The organism is Neglectibacter caecimuris (assembly GCF_034335015.1).
In the GTDB taxonomy this organism is placed as follows: domain Bacteria; phylum Bacillota; class Clostridia; order Oscillospirales; family Acutalibacteraceae; genus Acutalibacter; species Acutalibacter caecimuris_A.
Genome location: NZ_JAWXXK010000006.1, coordinates 84,537 through 98,939 on the forward strand (window position 1 = coordinate 84,537; position 14,403 = coordinate 98,939).

The 14,403-nt window shown below is 52.6% G+C and carries 13 protein-coding genes; 8 read left to right on the plus strand and 5 right to left on the minus strand.

All coding sequences use genetic code 11. The features are described 5' to 3' along the window. Window positions 1-144 precede the first annotated feature (144 nt). From U8T64_RS09935 to U8T64_RS09955, 5 genes are all read right to left on the minus strand, one after another. Window positions 145-1,491 carry a uracil-xanthine permease family protein gene (locus U8T64_RS09935; RefSeq protein ID WP_322183259.1) on the minus strand — a complete coding sequence of 449 codons (1,347 nt, stop codon included), beginning with the start codon at window positions 1,489-1,491 and terminating at the stop codon, window positions 145-147. A gap of 1,033 nt (window positions 1,492-2,524) precedes the next feature. Continuing rightward, window positions 2,525-3,412: a M15 family metallopeptidase gene (locus U8T64_RS09940; protein WP_322183260.1), complete on the minus strand. Its 888-nt coding sequence runs from the start codon at window positions 3,410-3,412 to the stop codon at window positions 2,525-2,527. Between the two features lie 770 nt (window positions 3,413-4,182). Next, window positions 4,183-5,085 carry an anti-sigma-I factor RsgI family protein gene (locus U8T64_RS09945; protein WP_322183261.1) on the minus strand — a complete coding sequence of 301 codons (903 nt, stop codon included), beginning with the start codon at window positions 5,083-5,085 and terminating at the stop codon, window positions 4,183-4,185. Next, window positions 5,078-5,560: an RNA polymerase sigma factor gene (locus U8T64_RS09950; protein WP_322183262.1), complete on the minus strand. Its 483-nt coding sequence runs from the start codon at window positions 5,558-5,560 to the stop codon at window positions 5,078-5,080. Before U8T64_RS09950 ends, U8T64_RS09945 begins: the two co-directional genes overlap by 8 nt. Before the next feature lie 58 nt (window positions 5,561-5,618). After that, complete coding sequence (locus tag U8T64_RS09955; protein WP_322183263.1) at window positions 5,619-6,458, minus strand: hypothetical protein; 840 nt, start codon at window positions 6,456-6,458, stop codon at window positions 5,619-5,621. A 291-nt stretch (window positions 6,459-6,749) separates the two neighbouring features. Here U8T64_RS09955 and U8T64_RS09960 point away from each other — a divergent pair, with 291 nt between their 5' ends. The 8 genes from U8T64_RS09960 to U8T64_RS09995 all read left to right on the plus strand — a co-directional run bounded on the left by U8T64_RS09960 (window position 6,750) and on the right by U8T64_RS09995 (window position 14,033). After that, window positions 6,750-7,367, plus strand: a complete 618-nt coding sequence (locus U8T64_RS09960) for a flavodoxin family protein (protein WP_322183264.1) — start codon at window positions 6,750-6,752, stop codon at window positions 7,365-7,367. Window positions 7,368-7,606: 239 nt separating this feature from the next. Continuing rightward, entirely contained in the window at window positions 7,607-8,407 is an 801-nt protein-coding gene (locus tag U8T64_RS09965; protein ID WP_322183265.1) for an SDR family NAD(P)-dependent oxidoreductase, read from the plus strand. A 195-nt stretch (window positions 8,408-8,602) separates the two neighbouring features. Continuing rightward, a complete protein-coding gene (locus tag U8T64_RS09970; RefSeq protein ID WP_322183266.1) occupies window positions 8,603-9,493 on the plus strand; it encodes an AraC family transcriptional regulator in 891 nt (296 codons plus the stop codon). A gap of 159 nt (window positions 9,494-9,652) precedes the next feature. Continuing rightward, entirely contained in the window at window positions 9,653-9,811 is a 159-nt protein-coding gene (locus U8T64_RS09975; protein ID WP_322183267.1) for a hypothetical protein, read from the plus strand. Between the two features lie 42 nt (window positions 9,812-9,853). Next, entirely contained in the window at window positions 9,854-11,209 is a 1,356-nt protein-coding gene (locus U8T64_RS09980; RefSeq protein ID WP_322183268.1) for an ABC transporter substrate-binding protein, read from the plus strand. A gap of 191 nt (window positions 11,210-11,400) precedes the next feature. Further along, window positions 11,401-12,267: a carbohydrate ABC transporter permease gene (locus U8T64_RS09985; RefSeq protein ID WP_322183377.1), complete on the plus strand. Its 867-nt coding sequence runs from the start codon at window positions 11,401-11,403 to the stop codon at window positions 12,265-12,267. Continuing rightward, window positions 12,267-13,115 carry a carbohydrate ABC transporter permease gene (locus U8T64_RS09990; protein ID WP_322183269.1) on the plus strand — a complete coding sequence of 283 codons (849 nt, stop codon included), beginning with the start codon at window positions 12,267-12,269 and terminating at the stop codon, window positions 13,113-13,115. The genes U8T64_RS09985 and U8T64_RS09990 overlap by 1 nt, the downstream gene beginning before the upstream one ends. Before the next feature lie 192 nt (window positions 13,116-13,307). Next, window positions 13,308-14,033 carry a MerR family transcriptional regulator gene (locus U8T64_RS09995; protein WP_322183270.1) on the plus strand — a complete coding sequence of 242 codons (726 nt, stop codon included), beginning with the start codon at window positions 13,308-13,310 and terminating at the stop codon, window positions 14,031-14,033. Window positions 14,034-14,403 lie beyond the last annotated feature (370 nt).

Sequence of the window (14,403 nt, forward strand, 5' to 3'; positions counted from 1 at the left end):
CATTGCTCATTGCTAATTTCTCATTGCTCCTTATGCATAGCAGCGCCGCCATCATCTAGCGTCTAGAATCCAGAATCCAGCATCAAAAAAAGAGCGCGTTGCAGTTTTCCCTCTGCAGCGCGCTCTTCTTAATTTCAAAACAGCTTATGCTTTCTTTTTCTTATCCCCGGCGTGGAGGATCAGGTTGACGAGGATACCGAGAATCAACGCGGTGGCTACGGCGGTGATCTGGATCTTTCCGAAGTCCAGCACCAGGCCGCCGATCCCGGCGATAAGGATGGTGGACACGGTGAAGAGGTTGCGGTTGTCCTCCAAATCCACCTTCTGTATCATCTTGAGGCCGGAAACGGCGATAAAGCCATACAACGCCATGCACACGCCGCCCATGACGCAGGAGGGGATAGACTCTACAAAGGCGACAAAGGGGGAAACGAAGGCGATAAAGATCGCCAGAATGGCGGTGGTGATGATGGTCGCCACAGAAGCGTTGCCGGAAATGGCCACGCAGGCTACGGACTCGCCGTAGGTAGTGTTGGGGCAGCCACCGAACACGGCGCCCGCCATGGAGCCGATGCCATCGCCCAGCAGGGTGCGGTGCAGGCCGGGCTCCTTGAGAAGATCGGTTTCAATGATAGAGGAAATGTTTTTGTGGTCGGCAATGTGCTCGGCAAATACCACAAAGGCCACAGGCATATAGGCCAGAGCCACAGTGCCAATGTAAGCGCCGTTGATCTCAGAAACGCCCTTCATGGCTTCCAGGAAAGTAAACTTGGGCAGGGCGAAAAGGCCGATCCCCTGGAAATGGGAGAAATTAATAAGCTTCAGTCCATCGTTTCCGGTGGCAATGCCGATCACGGTAAACAGAGCGCACATGGCATAGCCTGCCACAATGCCGATGATGAAGGGGATCAGCTTAATGTTCTTGTTGCCGTATACGGAGCACAGCATGGTGACAAGAAGGCCGAACAGCCCGCAGAACACGGCCAGCAGGGGGTAAGCTGTGGAAACGCCCTCCGCCGTTGTGTAGCCACCGGCATTCAGGTTGGAGATAGCGCTGCCCGCAAGGCCCAGACCGATAATGGCCACAGTGGGGCCGATGACCTGCTTGGGCATCAGCTTGTCGATCCAGCCAACACCGGCAAATTTTACGATAAGGGCGATCGCCACATAAACAAGGCCGGCAAACACGGCACCGATGATCAGGCCCGCGTAACCGGCGGAGGTGGATACGGCGCCGGCAAAGGCGGCGCTCATAGAACCGATAAAGGCGAAGCTGGAGCCCAGAAACACGGGGCTGTTTGCCTTGGTGAACAGCACATAGACCAATGTGCCCACACCAGCGCCGAACATGGCGGCTGTCTGCTGCATACCGTTGCCCACAATGGCGGGCACCGCAATGGTAGCGGCCATAATCGCCAGCAGCTGCTGAACGGCAAATACGATCATTTGGCCGAACTTTGGCTTGTCCTTGATGTTGTACGTAAGCTTCATGTACATTCCTCCATTTTCGTTTTCCGGTTCCCTCGATCGCCCGGGTCGTTCAGAAGAAACAGGCGGTTTGGACCGCACCGGGGAACTCTTTTCCGGCGCAAATTTTGCGCTATCCGATACATTTTACCACCGGAAATTGGAAAAGTCCAGAAAAAAGTAAGGAAAAATCGAAAAAGGTTGGAGAAAGAGGATCAGATGGCGGGTGATCACAACGCTGCGGTAAAGCACCGCAGCCGCTTGCCGGCCGGACTGAAAAAGGAGGTAAGAAAGCGATAGCTTTCTTACCTCCTTTTTCAGTGGGTTCCTAGTGCACTGACAGCAAGGTGTTTTCGACCCGGCTGTAAGTAAGCTGACAAATTGGAATTTAGCGGACTAATAATTAGCACTAACCCCTTGCCTTTCTCGCCTGTCGGCTCGGTTGCTGTGCCCCGGTGGGGCACGCCCAGCAACGGTCTTACCTGTCGGTTCGGTTGCTGTGTGCCGGTGGCACACGTCCAGCAACGACCGAGTTGACAAACGAGAACGGGTCAGAGCGGTTGCTGTGCCCCAGTGGGGCACGTTCAGCAATGTCTGAAGCGACAGCTGAGTTCTCCACTGGAGACCTTCCCCCCCACCGGGACGCGCTCACCCCTGAATAGGGGAAGAAGGTTGCTTTGCAACCTTCTGGGACCACCGTCAGGTGGTGGAGAGGTTCCAGCTCGCTATAAACCAGCATAAAATCTACATTTTTACCTTCCTGTCGGAACCCCTCAGTCACGGCAAAGCCGTGACAGCTTTCTCCGCTTCGCTCTGGTCGGTGCTGAACGGTCTCCACCGGAGACCAGCACCCCTTTCAGGGGAGCCAAGGGTAAGTGCTAAACCTATAGTTTAGCGAACTGCATTTGCCTGTTATTGCTCCGTTTCCTTGAAAAATTTCGTCCTTCGCCCTTTTATTTAGGGAAGAAAGAGCAAAATCCTTCGGGAAGGAGCAACGCGCCTTTCCCTCAAGATACCGATAGGAGCCTGCTCTTTCCTTAACAGCCGCTCTGTCTCTTTATTGATTATCCAGATAGCTGATATATTCCTCCAGGCAGAGAGACCTTTGCTGCATGGCGGCGGCGCTGGCGCTGCCTACATAACGGATCACGGTGGGGTCGGCCTCCAGCCCGGTGGCATCCTCCTTGTATTGGGGGTAACGGAAAATAAAGCCGTATTTTCCCATATTTGCTTTTAACCAGGAATAGGTGCGGGAATCCTCGAAGGTTTTGGGGTCTCCCTCCAGGCGGATGCACATACCGCTTTGAAAATCGCTTTCGCCTGGCTGAGGCTCTATCGCCTCCGCTTCCGATTTTGCCATAACGGTGGTAAGCCCCTCCTCCTTCATCAGCTTGTCCGCTACAGCCCGGAAGCGCTTTTTCTGCTCTTCATAGGAAATGTAGCCCTTGGTAAAGCTCAGCGCCAGACCATCCTCCTTGGCGGCGGTGGAAAGCAGCCGCAGGGCCGCGGCGATTCTGGAATCTACCTGAATTCCGCTTACTTCTGTAAGCTCCGGCGCAAAGTCCTTTTTGGCAGGATTGCTCTTGTTGACAAGGAACAGGCAGACCTCTTCGCTGTAAACGGGAAGCCCAACGCTGTCATACTCCGGAACAGGACTGGGCAGCGCGGAGGGCAGGGAAGAGGCGGACACGGAGCTGCTGGCTTCCACGGACATTTCAGATCGAAGCCATGGCCCCAGATAAGAAACAGCGAATAAGATCGCGGCCATGGAGCCAAACAGGATCACCAGAGTCAGTACTACCCGCATCCACACCTTAATACGCCGGGCGGAACGGCTTTGCGCCTGCTTGTCTCTGGAAATAAAGATATTCCTTCCGGCCACGCTCAGATCCAGCCGGTGATCCGTGCGTTCCAGGATCTCCCGCTTTACTCGTCTTTTCGGCAAAACATTCACCCCGTTTTAGATGCTGGATGCTAGATAGTAGATAGTAGAAAAGGACATATATGAATCAGAATAGCGCCCTTCTCTGCTATCCAGCATTTATTATACCGCAAATTCCGTGCATACCGAAGAAGCCCGGTGCTTTTCCGTAAGGAAAAGAGAAACGCTTCGCGTTCCAGGGGGTCTTCAAGATAACGACGGCTTCTTGCCGTCCTTATTATATCATAAGCGCCGTAGGCGCGTTGATATAATATGCCGATTGCCCGTTGCGCGAAGCACAAACTGGGCAAGGCATTTTAAATTTTATAATATCCGCGCCCTTTGCGGATATTATATCATAAGCGCCGTAGGCGCGTTGATATAATATGCCGATTGCCCGTTGCGCGAAGCACAAACTGGGCAAGGCATTTTAAATTTTATAATATCCGCGCCCTTTGCGGATATTATATCATAAGCGCCGTAGGCGCGTTGATATAATATGCCGATTGCCCGTTGTGCGAAGCACAAACTGGGCAAGGCATTTTAAATTTTATAATATCCGCGCCCTTTGCGGATATTATATCATAAGCGCCGTAGGCGCGTTGATATAATATGCCGATTGCCCGTTGTGCGAAGCACAAACTGGGCAAGGCATTTTAAATTTTATAATATCCGCGCCCTTTGCGGATATTATATCATAAGTTTCGGCGGGGAGAAAGAGAAGATTTGTAAATAAAAAGGAAGCGGTTTTTTGATCCGCTTCCTTGAACATCTGAAACATAGTAAGCTTGCCGTCAAGAGGCGTTGCGGCCCCGGCGCTGTCCTTTTCCATGACCTTGGCCGTGTCCTGTGCCATTTCCCTGGCCGTGGCCCATGCCGCCTTGGCCTTGTCCCATACCGTTTCCTTGGCCCTGGCTGTGAGAAGCCTCCTGTTCACAAGAACTGCTGACCGAAGCTGTGCTGGATTCGTTGTCTGTTGCTTGCGGGCTGGAGGTCTCCGCCGGGCTGCTGCTGACCGGCTCCTGTTTTTCGGAAAAAGCCGCGATCCTGTCCCGGATCTCCCGCATGGTCAGGCCCTGTATTTCCTCCGGCGTAACAGAGGGATCCAGCGCCTGCAATTCCAAAAAGGCCCGGTACTTTCCGGTTGACAGCCCGACCGCCTGCGCCGCCGCGGCTTCCTCGCTGTTTCCCGCATGACAGTGCACGTTGTGATGGCCCTGGGCGCAGTGCTTTACGGTATCCAGCATTTTATCGCTTTGCTGCTGATCCGGAGAGACCACCACGATAGACATGGGCTCGTCACGGCGCAGATGCTCCTGAATATCCGCGCTGTCTAAGATCTGCCGAAGCGCTTCTTCATAGCTTAAAAAGGTCACATTCACAGCGCTGGCCAGCGCGCGTCCGTCCTCGTTGTAGCCCTTTACAGAAAGCACCCTGTCAAAGCGATTGATGCTGAGCTCCAGAGAGGGATTGATATCGATGGTGATTGCCGAGACCGGAGTGAAATAGGCCCACCCGGCCCCAAGAGAGAGAACCAGAACCAGAAGGCAGCAGGCTATTATGGGAACCAGCCGCCGGAAAGGACGGCGCTTTGCTCCATAGCCCCGTGTTTTACGAAGCAGAAATTCGCTGGTTTTTTCCTTTAACGCCTCTTCGGCGCGAACAGCTTCAAACGCGTTTTTCAGCCTGTCATTCATCTCCGTCACCTCCCAGGCTTTCCTTCAGCAGATCTTTAGAGCGGGTTAAAAGAGTATAGATCGTATTTACATTCTTGCCGAGGATCTGGCTGATCTGAGGGGCGGTATAGCCTTCATGATAATGGAGAAAAACAACGTCCCGGTATTTCAGCGGCAAAGCCAGCACCGCCTGCCACACCTCTCTGCTTTCCTCAGAAAAAGCAGCGGCTTCCTCCGAGAGCTCCTCAAGAGGTACGGTTCGACTGCGAAAAAAGCTTTTCAAAAGATCCTTACAGGCGTTTATGGTAACACGGATAAACCAGGCTTTTTCGTGTTCTTCATTTTCAAACGCAGCAGTGCTCAGGACATATTTCAAAAAGACTGTCTGAAAAATATCCTCGCTGTCGGTCTGATTCTTCAAATGTACCATGCAGAGCCGCCGCACTGTATCGGAATACAGCTCAATGGCTCTTTCCGCCTCCTGTTCGCTTCGCATACCGAACCCCTGTCCTGATTTTTAAGGGAAGCCTCCCTGTCTCTGCGTTTTGAAGCGCTCAGCCCCAGTGGCAGCCTCTTCCGCCGCCATGGTGGCCGCCATGACCGCGGCCGCCGCCCTGGCCCATGCCGTTGCCTTGACCGTTGCCATAGCCCTGGCCATTGCCGCCGTTTCCGTAACCGTTTCCGGTACCCCAGTTATCGCAAACGCCGTCGCCGTCCGCGTCTACATATCCAGCGCCGTTTCCACAGCCGTTTCCGGTACCCCAGTTATCGCAAACGCCATCGCCGTCCGCGTCTATATATCCACCGCCGTACCCGTTTCCGTTGCCGTGAATACAGTTTCCGCTGCCCCAATTATCACAAACGCCATCGCCATCAGAATCTACAAAGCTGCCGCAATTTTCATGAAAACAGTTTGCGGCTCCATGATTATCACAAATACCATCGCTATCTGCGTCTACAAAACCATCACAGCTGGCATGGGCGCAGTGAGCGGAGCCGAAGTTGTCGCAAATGCCGTCGCCGTTGGTATCCACAAAAGCATCGCAGTCGGCGTGAGTGCAGTGAGCGGAGCCGAAGTTGTCGCAAACGCCATCGCCGTTGGCGTCCACAAAAGTATCGCAGTCGGCATGAGTGCAGTGAGCGGAACCGAAGTTGTCGCAAACGCCATCGCCGTTGGCGTCCACAAAAGTATCGCAGTCGGCATGAGTGCAGTGAGCGGAACCGAAGTTGTCGCAAATACCATCGCCATTTGTATCTGCGTACTGTGTGCATACACGGCGTTCCTCTCTGTGAGGAGCTGTCTCATTGTGATCCTGACGCTGTGCAAAAACGCTTGCCGCGCCTGCGGGCAAAAGAAATACTGCTGTCAAAATTGCTGCCAATAATTTTTTCATGTTGATTCCTCCAAATTGTTTTCCGGGTTTTTGTACCTTTCTGTAGTCAATACGATTGAGGAACGGAAAACCATTCAACCGTTGAAAAAATTTTTTGAAAGTCTCGGCTGCCGTTGCTTTTAAGAAAGCTTCTAAATCATATTTACGTTAGTATACTACAAAAACGGAAACGGAGCAACAGACCAGGATTTTTCCCGAAAAAACCTTTTCCGAACGGATTGCATTTTCGGTTGTGATATGGCATACTAGATTCTAAGTACTGGATACTAGACATTGGAAAGGGTGGCGGAGATGAAGGTTTTATTGGTGAACGGCAGTCCGAACGCAAAAGGGAATACATACACGGCGCTTCATGAAATGGAGCAGGTGTTCCAGCGGGAAGGGATAGAAACCGAGCTGCTCCATGTGGGAAACAAGGCGATCCGGGGCTGTATTGGCTGCCGGAAATGCGCAGAAACAGGGAAATGCGTATTTGATGATCCTGTCAATGAAGCGGCGGCAAAGTTTGAGGCTTGTGACGGCCTGGTTGTAGGCAGCCCGGTTTATTACGCTTCCGCCAACGCCACCCTGGTAGCGTTTTTAACCAGGCTGTTTTACAGCACCCACTTTGATAAAGCCATGAAGGTGGGGGCCAGTGTGGTGGCCGCCCGCCGGGGCGGGCTTTCCGCCACCTTTGACGAGCTGAATAAGTTCTTTACGATCTCGGGTATGCCGGTGGCTTCCGGCCAGTATTGGAACAGCATTCACGGCGCGGCGCCCGGCGAGGCGGTCCAGGACGCGGAGGGTCTGCAAAGCATGCGCACCTTGGCCCGCAACATGACCTTTCTCATGAGGGGGATCGCTCTGGCCAAAGAGAAATACGGCCTGCCGGAAAAGGAAGCGCCCCAGCGCACCAATTTTATCCGCTGAAAAAACGGATTTCCTGGAAAAGAAATTGATCATCACGGCTTGACAAATAAATAACAAACCGCTATACTAAAATTAACAAATCAGCCGGAAACAGGAAAATGTACCGGCTTCGGAAGAACTTCTGTTATTAGAATGTGTTCGCAAAAATAGAAAATGTGGGTTTTACCAAAAGCCGCGTGTCCGTTCTTGCAGGAGTACGTCCCGAAGGCTTTTTCAGAAAAAACAAAGGAGAGAGTAACATGGGCTTTTTGACAGGAAAAACCGCTATCATTACAGGCGCGGGCCGCGCTGTTCTCAGCGACGGCAGGTGCGGCTCTATCGGCTACGGTATTGCCACCGCCTACGCAAAGGAAGGCGCGAATCTGGTGATCACCGGGCGCAATGTGAAAAAGCTGGAGGACGCCAAAGAAGAGCTGGAACGGCTTTACGGCATCAAGGTGCTGACCGTTCAGGCCGATGTGAACGCCGGGGCCGATAACGAGGCCGTGGTAAACGAGGTCGTGAAGCAGGCGGTGGATACCTTCGGCGGTATTGATGTGCTCATTAACAACGCTCAGGCCTCCGCCTCCGGCGTGACTTTGGCGGATCACACCGTGGAGCAGTTTGATCTGGCGGTGTATTCCGGTCTATATGCCACCTTCCATTACATGAAGGCCTGCTATCCCTATCTGGCAAAATCTCAGGGCTCTGTGATAAACTTCGCCTCCGGCGCGGGTCTGTTCGGAAATTTCGGGCAGTGCGCCTATGCCGCCGCTAAGGAAGGCATTCGCGGTCTGACCCGCGTGGCCGCCACAGAATGGGGCAAGGATAACATCAATGTCAATATCGTATGCCCCCTGGCCTGGACCGCACAGCTGGAGCAATTCCAGAACGCATACCCCGAGGCCTTCAAGGCAAATGTGAAAATGCCTCCCGTAGGCCATTACGGCGATTCCGAGCTGGAGATCGGCCGTGTCTGCGTGCAGCTGGCTTCGCCTGATTTCAAGTATATGACCGGCGAGACCATCACCCTGGAGGGCGGTATGGGCCAGCGCCCGTAATTTTTCAAAGGCGGACAAAGCGCCAAAAGCTCCCCGCCGCATATCTTAGCTTCTAAAAAGCTCTTCTTCTGTGAAAGCTCACAGCGGAAGAGCTTTTTTAGCTTGCTTTTCGTAAAAGCCTTTCTTATAATGAGCTTATCCGCAGAAAAATAGAGGTATTTGATAGAAAACCTTGCAGCATTTTGAGGTGATACCATGGAATTGCAGATAAACGAGCAGCGGCAGGAAACGAAGCTACATGGAACATACGGCTTTCCGGTAAGTTTGGGGCGCAAAAAGATATCCTCTTACGAAACCGGCTCGTTTCCATGGCACTGGCATAATGAAATTGAACTGACGCTGGTGCTGGAGGGGGAGATGGAGTACCGTGTCAACGACAGCAGCTACCTGCTGAAGCGGGGAGAGGGGCTTTTTTGCAACGCCAATGCCCTGCATACCGGCTCCATGCACGGGGAGGAGGACTGCGACTATCTTTCTCTTACCGTTCACCCCCGGTTCCTGTACGGCTATGAGGGCAGCGTGATTCGTACCAAATACGTGGAAAGCGTGATTGAAAGCTCCGCCCTTTCTTCCCTGCCGCTTACCGGGGAGATTCCATGGCAACGGGAGGTGCTGGAAAGCCTGCGGCGCATATACGGGCTGCTTCGGGAAAAGCAGGAGCCGTATGAGCTAGAGGTGCAGAGGCTGCTGCTGGGCATTTGGGCAGAGCTGTACCGGAATTACGGCGACGAGGCAAGGCGCGCCCCGGCAGAGGATACGGAAAAGATAGAGCGGCTGCGCACGCTGCTTGCCTTCCTCCACGGGCACTATGCGGAGAAAATCACGCTGGAGGATGCATCAAGGCAAGTCAATTTATGCAAAAGTGAATGCTGCCGGTTTTTTAAGAAGCAAATGGGAATTTCCCTGTTTGAATATTTATTGGAATACCGGGTGGCGCAAAGCATGGATTTGCTGAAAAAGGGGCATACTGTAGCAGAGGCGGCGGCGCGGTGCGGATTTGCTTCACCTGCTTATTTTACCAAGGTTTTTCATGCCCGGACGGGGCGCTCCCCCAGCGTATACCGGAAGGAGAGCCGAGAATCCTGACGGAACTGAAGTCAGAGCTTCAGCTTATATACAGAATGATTTAGACGAAATTTGCCGAACGGTTACAATAGTTTATGCAATTAGCCGAAATGGAAAATTCAACCAAAAAAATCTTGAAAAATTCGGCAAAGTGTACTATAATGTGTTCAGAAAGGGAAAATGCCTACGTTCGGTGCGAGTGAGCAGCGGCTTCGGCGGAAAACCGGGCCCGGCTTTCTTTCCATGAAGCTTCTCCTGCGGAGAAGCTTCATGGATTGCTGGTTCGGGCACCGTGGGCCGGTTCCCGCAGAACTGGGCGTGACACTGTCCCTGCTATAAAAGCCGCCTTTGTGGCAAATCTCAATATGGAGGTACGAAAACATGAAAAGAATCATCGCAATTCTGTTGGCCTGCCTGATGGCAGTCGGCGTGTTTGCGGGCTGTGGTAACGGTTCTAACAGCTCCAGTACACCGAATTCCACCGCGAGCACTGACGGGAACAACAGCACCCCTAACACCGGCGCTACCGGCAAGGTGTACTATCTGAACGCCAAGCCTGAAGCTGACGAGGCATGGCAGACGCTGGCAAAGCAGTATACTGACGAGACCGGCGTGGAAGTCAAGGTCGTTACCGCCGCTTCCGGCACCTATGGCGACACCCTGACCGCCGAAATGGCAAAGTCCGCTCCGCCCACCATGTTCCACTGCGGCAATGAGCAGGACCTGATCAACTGGGGCGACTACTGCCTGGACCTCACCGGCACCGATATCCTGAACGAGATGAGCACCGAGGAATTTAATCTGGTTGCCGACGGTGCTGTGAAGTCCATCGGCTTCTGCTACGAGGCCTTCGGCATCATCGTCAACAAGGCTCTGCTGGAGCAGGCCGGCCATTCCATTGACGAAATCAAGGATTTTGCTTCCCTGAAGGCTGTTGCTGAGGATATCCACGGCAGGGCTGCCGACCTGGGCTTTGACGCTTTCGCTTCCGCAGGTCTGGATTCCTCCTCTTCCTGGAGATTCTCTGGCCATCTGGCTAATATGCCCCTGTTCTATGAATTCCGCGATGATAACGTGACTTCCCAGCCCGCTACCATTACCGGCGCTTATCTGGACAACTACAGGAACATTTGGGATCTGTATATCAACAATTCCTCTGCTGAGCCTACCTCCCTGACTTCCGCCACTGGCGATATGAGCCAGGCTGAGTTCGGCACCGGCAAGGCTGTGTTCTGGCAGCAGGGCACATGGGAGTACGCCAATATTACCGGCGAACAGTACGGCATGGACCCTGCCAATCTGGAAATGATCCCGATCTACTGCGGCGTTGACGGCGAGGAAAAGGCAGGCCTGTGCTGCGGCACCGAGCAGCGCTGGGCTGTGAACTCCAAGGCTTCTGAAGAGGATCAGAAGGCTACCATGGACTTTATGAAGTGGGTTGTCACCTCCGAAGCCGGCACCACGATGATGGCAGAGCAGTTTGGTCCCTGCCCTTTCAAGAGCGCCAAGCAGCCTGAGAATGTGTTCTTTAAGAATGCTGACGACCATATTGCCAACGGCGACTATGTTGTGACCTGGGATTTTAACTACACCCCCAATGTGGACAGCTGGAGAGCTTCCGTTGTTTCCGCACTGGCTGCATACTCCGCCGATCAGACCGACGCCAACTGGGACGCAGTGAAGACTGCTTTCGTTGACGGCTGGGCAAACGAGTATAAGATCCAGAACGGCGGCTGATTTTAGCTACTGTGCTCTGAAAACAGCACGATTTGACAGTTTCGGAAAGGGGCTGGGCGATGCCCAACCCCTTTCCTCTATAAAAAGTTTCTTCTTTGCTTTACCTGCGAAACTTTTAAGAGGAGGGACTTCTTTTGAGTAAAAAAGTGAAGTCAAAAGCACCGTGCAATTCCGCTGTGACCAGCCAGCTGATCCGCCGCCCGATCCAGCGTTGGTGCTGGTTATTCATTTTGCCCACCTTTGTGGCGTTCTGTATCGGCTTTGTATGGCCCTTTATTCAGGGCATTTATCTGTCCTTCTGCAAGTTCAACACCCCGAGGGACGCCACATGGCAGGGCATCAGCAATTATACCAAAGCGCTGAGCGATGCCAGCTTTATCCATGCGTTCTGGAATACCGCTGCCTTTGCGGTGGTATCCATCATTCTGACAAATTTGATTGCTTTCTTCATCGCCTTTGCACTGACCCAGAAAATGCGGGGCGCGAACCTGTACCGCACCGTGTTTTTTATGCCCAACCTGATCGGCGGCGTGGTGCTGGGCTATATTTGGAGCATGATCTTCGACGGCATCCTGAAGCAGTACAATACCTATCTCACTGCAAATTCTACCTATGGCTTCTGGGGCTTGATCATTCTGGTTGCCTGGCAGCAGATCGGATACCTGATGATCATCTATATCGCGGGGTTCCAGGCTGTGCCGGAGGATATGATGGAAGCGGCGAAGATAGACGGCGCTAACGGGCTCCAGACCCTGTTCCGGGTCACCATTCCCAACATGATGCCCTCTATCACCATCTGCACTTTCCTGACGCTGACCAACGGCTTTAAGCTGTTCGACCAGAACCTTGCCCTGACTGCCGGAGACCCCACCATCATGGTGGAGGGCGGCAAGATCAAGGCGACGGAAATGCTGGCGCTGAACATTTACAACACTTATAACATTAATGTGAACTGGCACGGCGTTGCACAAGCGAAAGCTGTCATTTTCTTCCTGCTTGTGGCAGTGCTGGCCATTGCACAGCTTACCGCGACCCGCAGCAAGGAGGTGCAGCAGTGATGAAAGAGAAAAGCTTTTCCAAGGCAAGCTGGATCTTGACTGTTGTTTTTGGGCTGCTTAGCATTGTGTGGATACTGCCCATCGTTGAGGTGGTCATAAACTCCTTCAAGTCCAACGCTTTTGTAAATCTGGAGCCTTTTGCGCTGCCCAACAGCGAAAGCTTCGTGGGGTTTGACAACTATGCCAAGGGTGTGACCTTTGGCAACTACCCCTTCTTCAATTCTCTGGGGTACAGCTTTATCATCACCGTGCTTTCCGTAGGGCTTATCCTGCTTTGCACGTCCATGACGGCATGGTATATTTCCCGTGTGAACAGTCTGTTCTGTAAGATTTTTTACTATCTGTGCCTGTTTTCCATGATCGTGCCGTTCCAGATGGTCATGTTTACCCTGACTTTCACGGCCGACCAGCTCAAGCTGAACACCCCGTACACCATTCCCATCGTGTATCTGGGCTTTGGGGCCGGACTTGCCATCTTCATGTTTACCGGGTTTGTCAAGGGCCTGCCGCTGGAGATCGAGGAAGCGGCGGCCATTGACGGCTGCGGCCCGTTGCGCACGTATTTCGGCGTGGTGCTGCCCATGCTGAAGCCCACCTTGATCTCCGTGGGTATTTTGCAGACCATGTGGGTGTGGAACGATTACCTGCTTCCCTACCTGGTTTTGGACCGCACCAAATATATGACCATTCCCATTCACGTGCAGTACCTGAAGGGCAGCTATGGCACGGTGGATCTGGGCGCCACCATGGCGGTGATCATGTTCAGCATCGTGCCGATTATCGTTGTTTACATTTTCTGCCAGAAGCACATCATAAAAGGAGTGGCTTCCGGGGCTGTAAAGGGATAGAGCTTTAGTATAAAAACCAGAAAACATCTGCCTTTCTTGGATCCCGATAGCGGGGCTTCTTCCAAAAAGGCAGATGCTTTTTGTTTGTGCAAAATTTTTTTCAGATTCCCCTTGACTCTGACGCTGCGTTATAGCGTATACTGTGCTTACACCACGGGCGGAGAAAAGCTTCCGCAAAGGAGAGAACTGTGCATGAAAACAGTAAAGGAAGTAAGCCTGCTTACCGGCGTCAGTGTACGCGCGCTGCACCATTACGACGCCATTGGGCTTTTGAAGCCCGCAAAGGTCACAGAGGCGGGCTATCGCCTGTACGATACTGCTTCCCTGGAGCGGCTGCAGCAGATCTTATTGTTTCGTGAGCTGGAATTTCCCTTAAAGGAGATCAAGGCCATTCTGGAAAGCCCGGATTTCGACCGAAACAAGGCGCTGGAGCAGCAGATCTCCCTGTTAGAGCTGAAGAAAGAGCATTTGGAAAACCTGCTTGCCTTTGCCCGTGGAATCAAATTAGTAGGAGTGAATTACATGGATTTTACCGCCTTTGATACAGGAAAGTTAGATGAGTACGCCGCTCAGGCAAAAGCTGCCTGGGGAAAAACCGCCCAGTATCGGGAGTTTGAAGAAAAAGAGAAGGGGCGCACTGAGGAAGAAAGCCGGAAGCTCGGCGAAGAACTGATGGAGCTGTTTGTGAAATTTGGAGAGCTTCGAAAGCTTCCCGCCGATTCAGCCGAAGCGCAGGCCCAGGTAAAGCAGCTGCAAGGATTTATCACGGAGCACTTTTATACCTGCTCAAATGATATGTTATGTAAACTTGGAGAGCTGTACGCCGCTGGCGGTGAGTTTACAGAAAATATCGACCGGGCAGGAGGAAAAGGAACAGCCCGGTTTGTCCGGGAAGCGATTCAAGCTCACTGCGGGTAGAAGCGTAAGCCTACCTTTTTATCATCTCTAAGGAAAAGGAATTTCGACCTTTCGCAGAAAGTAAAGCAAAGAATCTCGCCCTTCCCCCTTTTACTCAGGGAGCAAGGACGAGATTCTTCGCCTGCGGCTCAGAATGACAAAGCAGGGGCCTTGTTCTTCTCTAACATCTTACAACTAACGACTAATATGTTAAATTATAGTTTAGCGCACAGTTCCCTCTGTCATTCTGAGGAACGAAGTGACGAAGAATCTTGTCTTTCATTTCCTGAATAGAAGGGAAAAGGGCGAGATTCTTCACTTCGTTCAGAATGACAGGAGAGAGGTGAATGGATAACCGGTAAATTCCAATTTATCGAATTAAGCCCTTAAA

Coding starts and splice junctions, on each gene's coding strand:
- U8T64_RS09935 (WP_322183259.1), bottom strand. CDS start 1,491: ATGAAGCTTACGTACAACATCAAGGACAAGCCAAAGTTCGGCCAAATG.
- U8T64_RS09990 (WP_322183269.1), top strand. CDS start 12,267: ATGAAAGAGAAAAGCTTTTCCAAGGCAAGCTGGATCTTGACTGTTGTT.
- U8T64_RS09995 (WP_322183270.1), top strand. CDS start 13,308: ATGAAAACAGTAAAGGAAGTAAGCCTGCTTACCGGCGTCAGTGTACGC.
- U8T64_RS09975 (WP_322183267.1), top strand. CDS start 9,653: ATGCCTACGTTCGGTGCGAGTGAGCAGCGGCTTCGGCGGAAAACCGGG.
- U8T64_RS09945 (WP_322183261.1), bottom strand. CDS start 5,085: ATGAATGACAGGCTGAAAAACGCGTTTGAAGCTGTTCGCGCCGAAGAG.
- U8T64_RS09950 (WP_322183262.1), bottom strand. CDS start 5,560: ATGCGAAGCGAACAGGAGGCGGAAAGAGCCATTGAGCTGTATTCCGAT.
- U8T64_RS09955 (WP_322183263.1), bottom strand. CDS start 6,458: ATGAAAAAATTATTGGCAGCAATTTTGACAGCAGTATTTCTTTTGCCC.
- U8T64_RS09970 (WP_322183266.1), top strand. CDS start 8,603: ATGGAATTGCAGATAAACGAGCAGCGGCAGGAAACGAAGCTACATGGA.
- U8T64_RS09965 (WP_322183265.1), top strand. CDS start 7,607: ATGGGCTTTTTGACAGGAAAAACCGCTATCATTACAGGCGCGGGCCGC.
- U8T64_RS09960 (WP_322183264.1), top strand. CDS start 6,750: ATGAAGGTTTTATTGGTGAACGGCAGTCCGAACGCAAAAGGGAATACA.
- U8T64_RS09980 (WP_322183268.1), top strand. CDS start 9,854: ATGAAAAGAATCATCGCAATTCTGTTGGCCTGCCTGATGGCAGTCGGC.